This window comes from Streptomyces mayteni (assembly GCF_054783955.1).
In genome coordinates, this window is the sequence record NZ_BAAGPR010000109.1 from 1 (window position 1) to 14767 (window position 14767).

At 68.3% G+C, this 14767-nt stretch carries 12 protein-coding genes; 11 read left to right on the top strand and 1 reads right to left on the bottom strand.

Translation table 11 applies throughout. The features are described from left to right. Nucleotide 1 precedes the first annotated feature (1 nt). The 6 genes from ACYVPE_RS32390 (at nucleotide 2) to ACYVPE_RS32415 (ending at nucleotide 7873) form a co-directional block, all read left to right on the top strand. The gene (locus tag ACYVPE_RS32390; protein WP_461037351.1) at nucleotides 2–1303 is read left to right on the top strand and encodes a PspC domain-containing protein; all 1302 of its coding nucleotides are present in this window, start codon (nucleotides 2–4) and stop codon (nucleotides 1301–1303) included. Beyond that, a complete protein-coding gene (locus tag ACYVPE_RS32395; protein ID WP_461037352.1) occupies nucleotides 1300–1971 on the top strand; it encodes a LuxR C-terminal-related transcriptional regulator in 672 nt (223 codons plus the stop codon). Before ACYVPE_RS32390 ends, ACYVPE_RS32395 begins: the two co-directional genes overlap by 4 nt. A 65-nt stretch (nucleotides 1972–2036) precedes the next feature. Further along, nucleotides 2037–3299, top strand: a complete 1263-nt coding sequence (locus tag ACYVPE_RS32400) for an AAA family ATPase (protein ID WP_461037353.1) — start codon at nucleotides 2037–2039, stop codon at nucleotides 3297–3299. Next, nucleotides 3299–4027: an RloB family protein gene (locus ACYVPE_RS32405; protein ID WP_461037354.1), complete on the top strand. Its 729-nt coding sequence runs from the start codon at nucleotides 3299–3301 to the stop codon at nucleotides 4025–4027. The genes ACYVPE_RS32400 and ACYVPE_RS32405 overlap by 1 nt, the downstream gene beginning before the upstream one ends. Before the next feature lie 65 nt (nucleotides 4028–4092). Then, entirely contained in the window at nucleotides 4093–6675 is a 2583-nt protein-coding gene (locus ACYVPE_RS32410) for a type I restriction-modification system subunit M (RefSeq protein WP_461037355.1), read from the top strand. Further along, complete coding sequence (locus ACYVPE_RS32415) at nucleotides 6665–7873, top strand: restriction endonuclease subunit S (RefSeq protein ID WP_461037356.1); 1209 nt, start codon at nucleotides 6665–6667, stop codon at nucleotides 7871–7873. The genes ACYVPE_RS32410 and ACYVPE_RS32415 overlap by 11 nt, the downstream gene beginning before the upstream one ends. A gap of 15 nt (nucleotides 7874–7888) precedes the next feature. On the opposite strand, the gene ACYVPE_RS32420 is transcribed toward ACYVPE_RS32415, so the two are convergent. Next, complete coding sequence (locus ACYVPE_RS32420; protein WP_461037357.1) at nucleotides 7889–8338, bottom strand: ATP-binding protein; 450 nt, start codon at nucleotides 8336–8338, stop codon at nucleotides 7889–7891. A gap of 143 nt (nucleotides 8339–8481) precedes the next feature. Here ACYVPE_RS32420 and ACYVPE_RS32425 point away from each other — a divergent pair, with 143 nt between their 5' ends. The 5 genes from ACYVPE_RS32425 to ACYVPE_RS32445 all read left to right on the top strand — a co-directional run bounded on the left by ACYVPE_RS32425 (nucleotide 8482) and on the right by ACYVPE_RS32445 (nucleotide 14706). Then, a complete protein-coding gene (locus tag ACYVPE_RS32425) occupies nucleotides 8482–9351 on the top strand; it encodes a helix-turn-helix domain-containing protein (protein WP_461037358.1) in 870 nt (289 codons plus the stop codon). 15 nt (nucleotides 9352–9366) lie between these two features. Beyond that, complete coding sequence (locus tag ACYVPE_RS32430) at nucleotides 9367–9549, top strand: DUF397 domain-containing protein (RefSeq protein WP_461037359.1); 183 nt, start codon at nucleotides 9367–9369, stop codon at nucleotides 9547–9549. A gap of 44 nt (nucleotides 9550–9593) precedes the next feature. Next, complete coding sequence (locus tag ACYVPE_RS32435; protein ID WP_461037360.1) at nucleotides 9594–10175, top strand: Uma2 family endonuclease; 582 nt, start codon at nucleotides 9594–9596, stop codon at nucleotides 10173–10175. Between the two features lie 104 nt (nucleotides 10176–10279). Then, nucleotides 10280–13891, top strand: coding sequence for a type I restriction endonuclease subunit R (locus ACYVPE_RS32440; RefSeq protein ID WP_461037361.1), 3612 nt, complete (start codon nucleotides 10280–10282; stop codon nucleotides 13889–13891). Nucleotides 13892–13917: 26 nt separating this feature from the next. Continuing rightward, nucleotides 13918–14706: a M48 family metallopeptidase gene (locus ACYVPE_RS32445; protein WP_461037362.1), complete on the top strand. Its 789-nt coding sequence runs from the start codon at nucleotides 13918–13920 to the stop codon at nucleotides 14704–14706. The last annotated feature ends 61 nt before the right edge of the window (nucleotides 14707–14767 follow it).

Below are 14767 nucleotides of genomic sequence, written 5' to 3' on the forward strand. Positions count from 1 at the left end.
CGTGGCGCCGGCCGCCCGGCTGGCCGCCGGCGGCCCGGCGCCCGAGGAGCCGCCGCTGCGCAAGCTGTACCACAGCGCGGCCGGCCGCTGGCTCGCGGAGGTCGCCCGTGGCCTGGCGGGCCACGTGGGGCTGCCGGCGTCCTGGGTGCGGCTGGCGTTCTTCGTGCTGGCCTGGGCGAACGGCCTCGGCGTGGTGCTCTATGCCGTGTTCTGGTTCGTGGTGCCGCTCGGCGTGCCCGAGCGGCAGGAGGCGGCCGCGCCGCCGCGCCGCAGGCACTGGAAGCTGGCCAGGCTGCACCGCCCGCACCGTCCCGACAAGCGGCAGCTGGCCGCGTTCCTGGGGATGGTGTGCGCGCTCTCGGTGCTCGGCGCGAACATCCAGGTGCCGATCACGGGCGCCTACCTGTGGCCGCTGCTGATCATCGGCACCGGCGCCGCCGTGGTGTGGCGGCAGGCGGACAACGCGAGCCGGGCGCGCTGGGCGGCCGCCACCAAGCGGAGCCGCTGGTGGCCGCTGGTGCGCGGCGCGGCCGGCGCCACGCTGGTGATCAGCGGCATCGTGGTGTTCGTCGTCGGCGTCGGCCCGGGATCGGCGGAGAGCCTGAGCGTGGCGGCGCAGGCGTCGGTCGCGGTGGTGGTGGGCATCGCGCTGCTGCTCGGCCCCTATCTGGTGCGGGTGGTACAGGAGTTGTCCGAGGAGCGGACGATGCGGATCAGGGCCCAGGAGCGGGCCGAGGTCGCCGCGCACGTCCACGACTCGGTGCTGCACACCCTCACGCTGATCCAGCGGAACGCGGAGAACTCCCGCGAGGTGGCCAGGCTGGCCCGCGCCCAGGAGCGGGAGCTGCGGGCCTGGCTCTACAAGTCCGCCGAGCCCTCGTCCCCGGCGGCCGACGCCGAGGACGAGGAGCCGCGCACCTTCGCCGAGGCCGTCCGCGCCACGGTGGCCGAGGTGGAGGACCACCACGGGGTGCCGATCGAGGTGGTGTGCGTGGGCGACTGCCCGGTGGACGAGGCGCTCGGCGCCCAGCTCCAGGCGGCCCGTGAGGCGATGGTGAACGCCGCCAAGTACGGTGGCGAGGGCGGCCCGGTGCGGGTCTTCGCCGAGGTGGAGGGGCGCACGGTCTTCGTGTCGGTCCGCGACCGCGGCCCGGGCTTCGACCCGGACGCGGTGCCGGCGGACCGGATGGGCGTGCGCGAGTCCATCATCGGCCGGATGCGAAGGCACGGCGGCACGGCACGGGTCCGGTCGACTCCGGGCGAGGGCACGGAGGTGGAGCTGACGATGGAGCGAACGGAATGACAGCAGAGCGACATGCCCGGGTGGTCTTGGTCGACGACCACCGGATGTTCCGCGCCGGGGTGCGCGCCGAGATCGGCGAGACGGAGACGACCGGCGTCGAGGTGGTGGGCGAGGCGGGTGACGTCGACCAGGCCGCCACCGTGATCAAGGCGACCAGGCCGGACGTGGTCCTCCTCGACGTGCACCTGCCGGGCGGCGGCGGGGTCGAGGTGCTGCGCCGCTGCGCCTCCCTGACCTCCGCGGCCGAGCGCACGGTGCGCTTCCTCGCCCTGTCGGTCTCCGACGCGGCGGAGGACGTCATCGGCGTGATCCGCGGCGGCGCGCGCGGCTACGTCACCAAGACCATCACGGGCACCGACCTGGTCGACGCGATCTTCCGGGTCTCCGACGGCGACGCGGTCTTCTCCCCGCGGCTGGCCGGCTTCGTGCTCGACGCCTTCGCCTCGTCCGACGCGACCCCGGTCGACGAGGACCTGGACCGGCTGACCCAGCGCGAACGCGAGGTGCTGCGGCTGATCGCCCGCGGCTACGCGTACAAGGAGGTCGGCAAGGAGCTGTTCATCTCGGTGAAGACGGTCGAGAGCCACGTCTCGGCGGTGCTGCGGAAGCTCCAGCTCTCCAACCGCCACGAGCTGACCCGCTGGGCCACCGCCCGTCGCCTGGTCTGAGCGGCCGTCCCCGGGTGCGCGCTCATTCTCCTCCCGGTTACGCTGTGCGCGGGAAGGAGGACAGCATGCTGCTGAGGTTCCGCGTGGCCAACGTGCGGTCACTGCGTGACGAGCAGGAGCTGTCCCTCGCGGTCCCCGAGAACGAGGAGGGACACGCGGCCCGCGAGACGCTTCTCTCCGACGGCCGGGCGCTCTCCTTCTACCCCACCGCGGGCATCTTCGGCCCCAACGCATCGGGCAAGTCCAACGTCATCACCGCCCTCAAGCGGATGCGTGAGACGGTGCTCAGCTCGTACACCGAGTGGACCTCGTTCAAGAGCCTCCCCCGTGACCCCTTCGCGCTTGACCGGTCGGCCAGGGCCGAGAGTTCCTTCTTCGAAGTCGACTTCGTGCTGGGAGACGGCGTCCGCTGGACCTATGGCTTCGAGCTCAGCGACACCCGGGTGGAGGGGGAGTGGCTCCACTCCTACCCCCGAGGCCGCCGCCAGGAGTGGCTGGACCGCGACGCCACCCGGGCCGAGGCCTTCCGCTTCCCAGGCGACCACATCAAGGACCGCGCCAGGCTGGCCCGCACCACCCGGGCCAACGCCCTGCTGCTGTCCCGAGCCGCGATGGACAACCACCCTGATCTGACCCGGATCTACCAGTGGTTCCAGGACAACCTGTGGGACATCACCCCGGAAGCCGAGCGCCCGCAACGCGAAGCGTTCACGGCACGGCGCCTCGCGGGCGACGACGCCACCCGGCGCCGCATCGAGGAGCTGCTCCAGGTCGCGGACCTCGGCATCTCGGGCGCCGAGATCGAACAGCGCGCCGGAAAGCCGCCGGTCATCCGCCTGCGCCACGCGGCCGCGGACGCGGAGTCCGATCCGGCAGTCTTCGACTGGGAGAAGGAGTCCTTCGGTACCCGCTCCTGGTTCGCGCTGCTCGGCCCGGCCCTGCTGGCCCTGGAGCAGGGCGCGGTCCTCCTCATCGACGAACTCGACTCCAGCCTGCACCCCCGGATGGCAGCCGAGGTGGTTCGGCTCTTCCACAGCCGCCAGGTGAATCCGCACAACGCACAGCTCGTCTTCACCGCCCACGACCCCTCCCTGCTCCAGGAACCGGGCGGCGGGCGGCTGCTGGCCCCGGGCCAGGTGTGGCTGACGGAGAAGGACAAACGAGGCGCCACCAGCCTCTTCCCGCTCTCGGGCTTCGAGCCCCCGGAGGAGGAGGATCTGATGGCCTCCTACCTGGCCGGGGTCTTCGGCGGGGTACCCCGGGTGTCCGAGGGACAGGTGGGACGCGCGCTGTTGATGGCCGAGACGATGGAGGCGGAACACTCCTGATGGGGCGGAGAAGGGGCGGCGACGATCCTGGGCGGCCGAAGCATCAGCGGTCGGTCCGGGACACCAGCCGGAAGCGGGTGGTCTATGTCTTCGCCGAGGGCGAGGTCACCGAGGCGCAGTACATCGACCTCGTCATGGAGCTCGGCACCCCGCTCGATCCCGCGAAGCCCGTCACCCACCGCATCATGAGCTCGACCTTCGCGCCCAAGGACCGCAAGCCCATCCGACTGGTCAACGCCGCGATCCCCACCGTCCGGGAGGTGACCCGCACCGCCACCAAGTCCGGCCTGACCAAGGACCACTGGGCGTGGCCCCAGGTGTGGTGCCTCTTCGACCGCGACCGGCACGAGCAGATCCCGGATGCCTTCCAGAAGGCCAGGGCGAACGGCATCAACATCGCCTACTCCCACCCCTGCTTCGAGCTGTGGCGGCTGCTGCACTACCAGAATTACACCAGCACCTTCGGTGGCGTGTGCGACGACGCCAACGACCGGCTCCGGACCCAGCCCGGCTTTGCCCAGACCTATGGCCCCCGAATCAAGCACGTCTCCAAGGACCAGTCCAAGCACGTCAAGCCCGGCCAGTTGGAGGGCCGTTACAAGGAGGCCCGTGCCCACGCGCAACGGCTCAACGCGCGGCACCAGGACCAGCACGACCCCAACAAGTGGGACCCGTACACCGACGTCTGGGAGTTCGTGGAGCAGGGCCTCCTTCGCGACCGTTACTGACCGGGCTCGGCACGGCGTAAGCTGTCACGCTGCACCCACGGCACGGACACAGGGAGCGGCAACACGTGGCCAAGCTCACGCTCGGACAGCTCGAACGCCACCTCTTCGCGGCGGCCGACATCCTGCGCGGCACGATGGACGCCGCCGAGTACCGCGACTTCATCCTGCTGATGCTGTTCCTCAAGCGGGTCAACGACGAGTTCGACGCCGCGCGGGAGGAGATCCGGAAGGAGCTCCTGGCGGCCCGTGAATCGCCGGAGGACATCTCGGAGGAGCTTGAGGCACCCGAGGTCTACGATGATCGCGACGTCCTGTTCGTTCCCAAGACCGCCCGCTGGGCGCACATCGCAAGCGCCGAGCACGACGTAGCCTCGAAGTACCTCGACCCGGCCCTCATCGCCCTTGGCGAGTTCAAGACCTACGGCGACCTCTCCCCGTTCTTCAGCTACGCCCAGTTCAGCCGCATCGGCGGCAGCGGCGTGTCCTCGGCGAAGCTGGCCGACAACCGGCTCAAGGCGCTCATCAGCCACTTCTCGCGGATCAACCTGCGCGGCGAGAACTTCGAGTTCCCCGACATGATCGGCGCCGCCTACGAGTACCTGATCAAGCACTTCGCGGACTCGGCGGGCAGCAAGGGCGGCGAGTTCTACACCCCGCGTGCCGTGGTCCGGATGATGGTGGAGCTGGCCAGGCCGGAGCAGAAGCAGCGGATCTACGACCCCTGCGTCGGCTCGGGCGGCATGCTCATCCACGCCATGGAGTACGTGGAGGAGCACGGTGGGAACCCCTCCGACCTGGCCCTGGCCGGCCAGGACGCCAACAGCGGCTCCTCGGTCATGGCCACGATGAACATGGTGTTCCACCGAGCTAAGAGCTTTGACCTCAAGGTCGGCGACACCCTCACCAACCCCCAGCACCCCAAGCGCGACTATGACCTCGTACTCAGCAACCCGCCCTTCTCCGCCGACTATGACAAGGCAGGGATCGGCGAGAGCATCCGCGAACGCATGCCTTACGGGGAGACGTCAGAGCGGGGCAAGGCCGACCTGATGTTCCTCCAGCACATGCTGGACATGGTGTGGCAGAAGGGCGGATCGGTCTTCACCGTGATGCCGCACGGCGTGCTCTTCCGAGGCAGCGAGGAGCAGCGTATCCGCACCAAACTGCTCGACGCCGACCTGATCGAGGCGGTCATCGGCCTGCCGCCCAACCTCTTCTACGGCACCGGAATCCCGGCGTGCGTGCTGGTACTGCGGGCCAGGGGCAAGAAGGCACCGGGACGGGAACGTCAGGTGCTCTTCATCAACGCCGACCGGGAGTTCCACAAGGAGCAGGCGCAGAACGTGCTGCTCCCCGAGCACGTCGAGAAGATCGTGTCCACCTTCCACGGTTTCGCTGACGTTCCGGGATTCGCCCGTGTCGTGCCCCGCGATGAGCTCGCGGGCAATGAGGACAACCTCAACATCCGCCGCTACGTGGACAACACCCCGCCCCCCGAACCGCAGGACGTGCGCGCCCACCTGGTCGGTGGCGTTCCGCGCGCGGAGGTGGAGGCGAAGAAGGACCTCCTCGACGCCTACGGCCTGAGCGTCTCCGACCTCTTCACCGAGCGGGAAAACGCCCCTGACTACCTCGACTTCCTACCGCCGGACCAGCGACCGGATGCCGCGCGCCTGGCCGAGCTGGCCAAGCCTCGTGAGGACGAACTGCTGCGGGCGTTCGACAAATGGTGGGAGGCCGAGTCACGCGTCATCATCGCACTGGCCCCGGCCGAGGCCGAACGTGAGCACGCCGAGGGCGACCGGGCCAAGACGCTGATCCTGGAACGCGAACGGCGTTCCCACCTGGTGCGCGCGCGGACGGAGTTGCTGGAGTCCTTCCGCCGGGATCTGGGGTCGGTTGGCCTGCTCGACCGGTACGCGTTGGACGGCGCGGTGGTCGGCTGGTGGCAGGACTCGCGGTATGACCTGCGGGCGTTGGCGAACCAGGGCTTCAGCGAGGTGATCGACGGCTGGATCGAGATGGTGAAGACCATGCTGGAGCCAGAGCCCAACCCGAAGACCAGCGGCGCGAGGAAGCGCAGCGGCGCGGAGCGGCGGCAGGCTTACGCCCACAAGGTAATCGCCGAGATCGCCGGCGACTTCTTGACGGAACTCGCAGCCGCCGACGCCCACAAGGCGGCGGTGGACGCGAAGTACAAGGAGGCCACCGCCGAGGAGGAAGACGGCGACGATGATTCGAACGCCAAGCGGCTCTCCGAGGACGAGTTGAAGGCGCTCCTCCGCGAACGCACCAAGGCCAACGCGGCGGTGAAGCAACTGGAGGAGGATTTCTATCCGTTCACCGCACCCACTCACCCGTCAGCGGGCGAGCAGGAGTCCCTGTTGCCGGACAGCCAGCCCTGGCTGATTCGGATCCGCAAGGACCTTGATACCGAGAGGGAACGCGCTGCCGTCCTCAGCATCCTCCGCAAGGATCTGACGGCTACGCTGGAGGGGCATATCGCCCGAAGGCGTGAAGGGCTGATCACCGCTTACCGCGCATGGGAGGACAAGTACGCCGTATCGCTCGGCGATATCGAAGGCCGTCGGGATGCCGCCGACAAGGCCCTGAAGGTCTCCCTCAAGGAGTTGGGGTATGTCGCCTAGGCCCGAGACACCGACCTTCCAAGTCGGCGAGGTCGGCGAAGTACGCATGGGAAAGCAGCTGTCTCCCTCTGCGCGCGCCTCCAAGGAGCAATTCCCTTACCTTCGAGTAGCCAACGTATTCGAGGGGCGGATTGATTACAGCGACGTCAAGACGATGGGTTTTTCGCCAACCGAGCGAACTATTTACGCTTTGAAGCCGGGCGACATCCTGCTCAACGAAGGTCAGGAAAGCCTGAGCATGGTCGGCCGAAGCGCGATCTACGACGGCCCTGCTGAGCGGTACTGCTTCCAGAACACGTTGATCCGCTTCCGGCCAGGACCTCAGCTAATTGCAGAGTATGCACAGTTGGTTTTCACTCACTGGCGCAGAACCGGCGTCTTCGCACGCACAGCAGAGAAGACCAGCATTTCTCACCTAGGAGGGAGCAGGTTCGCAGCCCTCGCCTTCCCGCTCCCACCCCTGGATGACCAGCGCCGCATCGTCGAAGCACTCAGTTCCTTGATTGAGTCCGAACAAACGACTGCGGCGTCGATGGAAAAAATGAAAACGATCAGGCATGCCACTATCGAAGAGCTGACGAGGACAAGCCTCGTCCGCCTGAAGTCAGTAATCCTCAAAGGCCCGCAGAATGGCCTCTACAAGCCGGCATCCGCATACGGAATCAGCGGCACGCCCATCGTTCGCATCAGCAGCTTCACCGGAGGCCCGTCAGACTTCTCTCAGGGACTGTTGCGCGTATCCACGACAGACGACGAGATCCAACGATACGGCCTGTCCGTAGGCGACCTCATCATTAATCGGGTCAACTCGCTTGAGCTGGTGGGAAAAGCGACGTGCGTCTCACGCATTAGTGAACCCACGGTCTTCGAGTCCAACAACATGCGATGCAAGCTTGACCACAGCCAGGCCGCACCAAAGTTCGCGGAGGCTTGGCTGATGAGCAGTGCGGCCCGTCGACACTTCCTTCAGCACGCAAAGAGTGCTGTATCACAGGCGAGCATCGGACAACAAGATGTCGACTCTTGCCCGTTCCCAGCGCTAGGCGTGGAAGAACAAGGGACGTTTCTCGGACGTCTGGAGACCGTGGATACGCGCCTACGGGCCGAGCACGAAGAGCTGTCCAAGTTGCGCTTGTTGAAGCAGGGCCTAGCCGACGACCTGCTCACTGGGCGGGTGTCGGTACGCAGCCTCGGGTAGTCCGCCCGGGCCGGCTCACGCCAGGTCGATCTCGGCCCACACCGTCTTTCCGACCACCCGCGACTCGACCCCCCATCGCGAGGCAAGGGCGCCGATCAGCAACAGACCCCGGCCGCAACTCTCGTCGTCCGCCGGAGTCCTGGGGCAGGGCAAACGCTCCCCGCGCGCATCGGTGACCTCGATGCGCAGTGCGGACGGCATCAGCATCAGGTGCACTCGGAACAGCCGTCCCGAAACCCCGCCATGCAGCAGCGCGTTGCTGGCCAGCTCACTGACGATGAGCGCCGCGTCCCCCGCGACGACGGGATACCCCCACTCCCCCACCAGCCGCGCCGCACGACGCCGGGCCAGGCTCACGCTGCCGGGGACGGGCGTGTAGTTGAGGCGGTCTTCCTGGAGGACGGGCCGGGAGGGCAGTGGCGTGGCCATGTGAAGCCCCTTTCGTCGCACGAAGATCTCGATCACGATGCGTTTCACTCACCTAACACGCCGTAGTATCGACGCATCGCAAGCGAGAATGCAAGCGAAACAACTTCGATTGCACATTCGATGGCGGCGTGCAGCGCTCCTGTGACAACATGCACCCGAAGCGGAGGGAAGGGATGGGGATGTCCGAACTGAAGACCACCGTCCGTCGGCGAGTGCTGGGTACGAATCTGCGCCGGCTACGCGAGGAGAAGGGGCTCTACCTGGAGGACGCGGCCAAAGAGTTGGGCTGCCACCCGGCGAAGGTCAGCCGCATCGAGTCGGGCCGCAGCGGCATCAGGCAGCTTGATCTGCGTGTCCTGCTCGACCTTTACGGGGTGACCGACGAGGCGGCACGGGAGGGTTGGCTCGCCCTGGCCCGGGAGAGTCGTCGCCAGCGTTGGTGGCGTTCCCTGGAAGACAAACTGCCCGGTAATTTCCTGGAGTTGGTGGGCCTGGAGGAGGAGGTAGCCTCCTGCCGCGGCTTCGAGCCCACCGTGATCCACGGTCTGCTCCAGACTGAGAGCTACGCCGCAGCCATCATCCAGGGTGCCGCCACCGGGCCACTCAGCGATGAGCGGCAAACCAGGCTACGCGTCAGGATGAAGCGACAGCAGGCCCTTCATCGCACGGACTCCCCGCCCCTGAACCTGTGGATGGTCATGGGCGAGGGCGCGTTGCGTCAGCAGATCGGTGGGCGCCAAGTCCTCGTAGAGCAGCTGCGTCACCTTGCCGAAGTGGCGCAACTTCCTCACGTCACTGTCCAGGTACTACCCTTCACTGCGGGAGCGCTCATGGGAGGGATCCTGCCGTTCACGCTCTACAGCTTCCCCGCCCCGGTGCAGCTCGAGGTCGTGGTTCTTGAGCAGTTCACCAGCCAGGCATACCTGGAAAGCGCCGACGACACCGAGTACTACGACACCGCCTTCAAGCACGTGCTGGCCTCGGCGCTCAGTCCACTCGACTCGGAGGCGTTGATCCTGCGCATCGCTGACGAACTCGCCCAGGTCTAAGACAAGGAAGTCGCCGTGCCCACCCTTCCAAGCCGCTGGTTCAAGAGCAGCCACAGCCAGCAGAACGGCGGATGCGTCGAGGCCCGCCACACGGCGACCGGCATCGACATCCGCGACTCCAAGAGCCCCACCGGCCCGCAGCTCCACCTCCATCCCGCGGCCTGGGGTGCGTTCCTCGCCGAGGTGCGTGGGCGGTAGCCGGCTTACGCCAAGGGGCCGGCCCCAAGTCGAAGGGAGCTCCGATGGACGCCAAGTTCTATGAGCGCCTGCGTGCCATCGCCAGCGAGCTTCCCACCGAGCCACCCATCTGGGCCGTGGAGATCGACGAAGCAGGCATCACCCTGATGGTGAGCCCGGTCAAGCGGCATGAGCTGATCACGCTGCGTCTACGCCGGCAGCTGGAGGCCCAGCTGCCTGCCAGCCACCCCGGCCACGTCGCGCACAGCGGCCCCGAGATCGAGTCGCCCGCCATACAGCGCATGCGACGCCCGGACCTGGTCGTTCTCCCGGAAGGCGTGCTGGAGGAAGAGGACGACTCCGTCGATCCGGTGGACGTCCTCCTCGTGGCGGAGGTGGTCTCACGCAGCAATCCAGACAATGACTACGAGCGGAAGATGGCGGACTACCCGGCCATGGGCATTCCGCTCTACCTCCTCATCGACCCCCGCAAGGCTACCCTCGCCGTTCTCAGCGACCCCGGCCCCGGTCCGGAAGGCGCGCGCTATCGGGCCCGGCACGACTACTGTTTCGGGGACCGCGTCCCCGTCGGCCCATGGACCGTGGACAGCGGTGAGTTCCTTCCTTACGGCGACCGCACCCCCTGACCACCACCCCCGTGCCAGACACTCGGCATCGCCATCCCGCACCCGACCCGGCACAATGGTTCGCCTGTTGACCGGCCGGTGACGTCTGGGAGGGTGCGCGGCGCATGGCGGAGTGGGACGAGGCGGAGCAGCCGTTCATCAACCAGCTTGTCGCCATGGGCTGGACGCACGTCCGTGGGTCCGAGCTCCCCGCCGGAACCCGCGCGCCAGGAAGTCCTCTGCTGAGCGGCCGGTTGGCAGCCGCGCTGCGCCGGATCAACGTGTTGCCCGGCCAGGCCGGCACCTGGCTGGCTGACGACGACGTCGACGCGCTGACGGGCCGGGTTGAGCGGTTGATGGACCAGGCCATCGGCAGCGATCGGCTGCACGACCTCAACCTGGCCGCGACCGAGCCGCTGATCCACGGCGAGGATCGGCTGGGGCCGCACGGCAAGAACGAGCGGGTCCACTTCATCGACTGGCGCGAGCCCTCACGAAACGACTTCCTCGTCGTCAGCCAGTTCCGTGTCGCGACGGCCGGTCGCCGGCCCGCCGTCCCGGATCTGGTGCTCTTCGTGAACGGCATCCCGCTCGCCGTCGTCGAGTGCAAGAGCCCCCTCCTCAGGGACCCGCTCGGCGAAGCCATCCAGGATCTGCGCGCCTACGCCGGCCACCCCGACGAGGACGACGACCGCGCCGAGGCCGAACGCCCGCCCGGCATCCCGTCGTTGTTCACGACCACGCAGCTCCTGATCGCGGCCAGCGGCGACGCGGCCGTGCTCGGCACCATCGACGCGCGGGCACAGCACTACGCGCCATGGCGCAGCGTCGAGCCGGACTACAAGAACGACGACGCCCTCTATCGGTGGCTGCGCGAGCGCGACCTCGTGCCGGCCGGCGGCGAGGTCACCAACCAGCACAAGCTGATCGCCGTCGTGCTCAGGCCGGACAACCTGCTCAACATCGTCCGCCACTATGTGATCGAGCTGCCGGTCAAGGACGACGAGGGCAGGACCGTCGCCCGGGTCAAGGTGGTCTGCCGGCACCAGCAGTACCGGGCCGTGGAGAAGATCGTCGCCCGGCTGCGGACGGGCCGGTCCCGACTGGACCCCGCCGCCGACGAGGACGAGCGCGGCGGCCTCATCTGGCACACCCAGGGCTCGGGCAAGAGCCTCACCATGGCCTTCCTGGCCCGCCGGCTGCGCATGCACGACGAACCGGAGGTCCGCGAGTTCACCCTCCTGATCGTCACCGATCGCTCCCAACTCCAGGACCAGCTCAGTGAGACGCTGCGGCTCAGCGAGAGCGAGGTGCGGGTCGCCACGTCCCAGGCCGATGTCGAGGGCATGCTGCGCTTCGCCGGCAAGCCCGGCGGGCGAGCGGTGATCTTCGCGATGATCCAGAAGTACCTGGGTCGCGTGCCCGGCCTGGCCCTGGACGAGGGGTCCAGGGACGACCGCGACCTCCACGGGGAGCTTGAGGAGCGCCGCCGTCAGGTCGAGGCGGGCGAGCGGCCCCGCTCGGAGGACTCGGACGAGGAGGCCGAGCGGCGCACCGCCGAAACGCTCCGGCAGCGGGTGTTCGCCCTGTGCAGCGAGTCGGACCGGGTGTTGGTGCTGATCGACGAGGCTCACCGTTCACACGCCTCGGTGCTGCACGCCTGCCTGCGGCAGGCCGTGCCCAACGCCGCCCGCATCGGCTTCACCGGCACGCCGATCCTGAAGGGTCGCAAGAAGCGGACGGCGAAGGTGTTCGGCCCCACGATCGACTCGTACAAACTAGACGAGGCCGAACGGGACAAGGTCGTCGTGCCCATCAGGTACGAGGGCCGCACCGGACCGGCGCGGGTGGTCAAGGCCGACGAGTTGGATCAGACGTTCACGGACCTGATCAGCCCGCTCACCGACGATCTTCAGCACGAGATGCGGAAGCGCTACGGCAATGTGACACCCCGGGACGTCGCGGAGTCCGCGTCGATGATCCGGGCCAAGGCCGCGGACATGCTCCGGCACTATGTCCTTGGTCCACTCGCGGGCGGCTTCAAGGCGCAGGTCGCGGCGACCAGCCGCCGCGCCGCTGTGATGTACCGGGACGCGCTGCGTGACGCGCGTGAGGAACTGCTCGACCGGCTGCGTGACTTCGATCCGGAGTCGCTGCGCGGCGTCGACCCGGCGGACTACGTACGGACCAACGATCGTGACGACCTGCTGCTGCTCGGAGCATGGCGCTTCCAGGAGATCCTGCGGCGCATCGACTTCGTGCCGGTCATCTCCGAGGGCAGCGAGCGCAAGACCGGCAGGTGGCGGGAGTGGACGGACGAGAACCGGCAGCGCGACCACATCGCGCGCTTTCTCCGGCCGATTCCGCAGCTGCCACCGGACAGGCCGTGGGACGTCGAGCGCCACGTCCAGCGGGACCCGCTGCCGATGGGTCGGGTGGGGCTCAACCCGTGGAGCGACGAGCCAGCAGCCGGCGCCCCGCCGGCCGGCGAGCCGATCATCGCGTTCCTCATCGTCAAGTCGATGCTGCTCACCGGCTTCGACGCGCCGATCGAACAGGTCCTCTATCTCGACCGCCCGATCCAGGACGCCGAACTCCTCCAGGCCGTGGCCCGGGTCAACCGTCCTGCTCCGTTGAAGGACCACGGCCTCGTCGTCGACTACTACGGGGTGCTGGCCAACCTCACCGTGACGCTCGCCGCCTACCGCGACGAGGCGGACAACGACGCGACGCCGCTGGACGGTATGCGCCCACTGACCGAGGAGATCCCCGGCCTGCGGCGGGCGGCCGAGGAACTCTCCGCTTTCCTTGCCGAGTTGGGCATCGCCCAGGGTCTCGACGAACCGCGCGGCCGCGACCGAGCCGTGAAGGGCCTGCGTGATCCGGCGCAACGGGCCGCCTTCGATGACCTGTTGGGCGCGTTCACCGACGCCCTGGACCGGGTCCTGCCCCACGAGGAGGCCCTGCGGCACGTGGGGGACGCCCAGCGCTGGGTACTCCTTCAGAAGCGGGCACGCTCTCTCTACCGGGACGCGCCGGGCGGCCTCTTCTCGCTTCGTTCCTACGGGCGCAAGGTGCGGGCCCTGATCGCCGACCACCTGGAACTCCCCGAGATCCGGCAGGAGATCGCACCCGTCCCCATCACCGACCCGCACTTCGACCAGGCCGTGGAGACCATCGCGCAATCCGACGTGGAACTGGCCGTCGCAGAGCAGGTGCACGGCTTGCGGTACCACTTGGAGCAGCGGGAGAAGGCGGAGCGTCCGCTGGTGTACAAGAAGCTGTCCGAGTCGCTTGATGAGGTGCTCCGCGAGTTCGACGGACGGTGGGAGGAGATCAACAAGCGCCTTGGCCCGCTGCTTGAAGAGGCGCGGCGACAGAAGGAGGACGATCCCCTGGTCGCCGCGCTCTCGCCGGCCGAGAAGCTGCTCCACTCCCAGCTTCATGCCCATCTCAACGCCGAGGACAGCCCGTTCGGGACGATCGAGCCGGAGCTGCTGCGCGACCTGACGCACCAGCTCTGCGAGACGATCACGGCGGAGGTCGGTCTGGCCTCGTGGGACGACCGGGAGGAGCACCTTCAGCGGCTGCAGAACCGAATCCTGCTCGTGCTACGGAAGGCACTCCAGAAGGCCGGGAAGCCTCGCGACCGCGCCGCCGCCGAGGTCATCGCCCGGTCCCTCACGGGTCACGTCCAGGCATACCAGGCTCGCTATCGCCAGGCCAGCGACCGCTGACAGTGGCAGCCGCTAGATTGCCCGATATGTGCTCACGCTCCTCGGTGGCCCCCGATCAGCCCGTCCTCCGCGACGGCGATCGCCTGAGCCTGGACGGCCGCGCCTTCACCGTGCGGGTCAGCGGGCGGCGCAAGCGGCTCGGCCTGACGGTGGACCGTGACGGTTCGCTGATCCTGCACGTCCCGGCGCGGTGCGACTCCGAGCGCGCGGCGGAGTTCGTCCGGCAGAGTCACGGCTGGCTGGAGGAGAAGAGCGACCTCCAGCGGCGGCGGGCACCCCGCAACGCCGTCCGCCGCATGGCCGAGGGCGAGACCTTCCGCTATCTCGCCCGGGACTACCGGCTGCGGCTGGCTGGCGGGGTCGATCCGGAGGGGGCGACGGTGCGCCTGGTCGCGGGCGAGTTGCTGGTGGATCCCGAGGCCGCGCCGACGCCCCTGGCCCGCAAACGCGCGGTCGCCGACTGGTACGCCCGCGTCGGCCTTCGGTGGGCGCGAACCCACATGCAGCCGTGGGCCGGTCGCATGGACGTCCCCGAACCCACGCTCGCCGTCCGGGACGTCGGCCGCCACTGGGGCACCTACCGGCGGGTGGACACCGGCGACGCGGGTCGGATGGCCCTGCACTGGGCGGTGTTCCAGCTACCCCCACCGCTCATCGACTATGTGATCGCCCACGAACTTGCACACGCGAGAGTCGCGGGCCACGGACCGGACTACTGGCGCCTGCTGCGGCGTGCCATCCCTGAGTGTCAGGAACGCAAGGCCGAGCTGGACGAGATGGGCCGCGGCCTCTGGCTGGGGGAGCTCGCCGAGTAGCAGCCTCTCCGGGCAGGGGCTTCATTCAATTGTCACGCTTCGTATCGACGTTATATCTTCC

Coding starts and splice junctions, on each gene's coding strand:
- ACYVPE_RS32445 (WP_461037362.1), top strand. CDS start 13,918: ATGTGCTCACGCTCCTCGGTGGCCCCCGATCAGCCCGTCCTCCGCGAC.
- ACYVPE_RS32400 (WP_461037353.1), top strand. CDS start 2,037: ATGCTGCTGAGGTTCCGCGTGGCCAACGTGCGGTCACTGCGTGACGAG.
- ACYVPE_RS32405 (WP_461037354.1), top strand. CDS start 3,299: ATGGGGCGGAGAAGGGGCGGCGACGATCCTGGGCGGCCGAAGCATCAG.
- ACYVPE_RS32440 (WP_461037361.1), top strand. CDS start 10,280: ATGGCGGAGTGGGACGAGGCGGAGCAGCCGTTCATCAACCAGCTTGTC.
- ACYVPE_RS32425 (WP_461037358.1), top strand. CDS start 8,482: ATGTCCGAACTGAAGACCACCGTCCGTCGGCGAGTGCTGGGTACGAAT.
- ACYVPE_RS32415 (WP_461037356.1), top strand. CDS start 6,665: ATGTCGCCTAGGCCCGAGACACCGACCTTCCAAGTCGGCGAGGTCGGC.
- ACYVPE_RS32395 (WP_461037352.1), top strand. CDS start 1,300: ATGACAGCAGAGCGACATGCCCGGGTGGTCTTGGTCGACGACCACCGG.
- ACYVPE_RS32435 (WP_461037360.1), top strand. CDS start 9,594: ATGGACGCCAAGTTCTATGAGCGCCTGCGTGCCATCGCCAGCGAGCTT.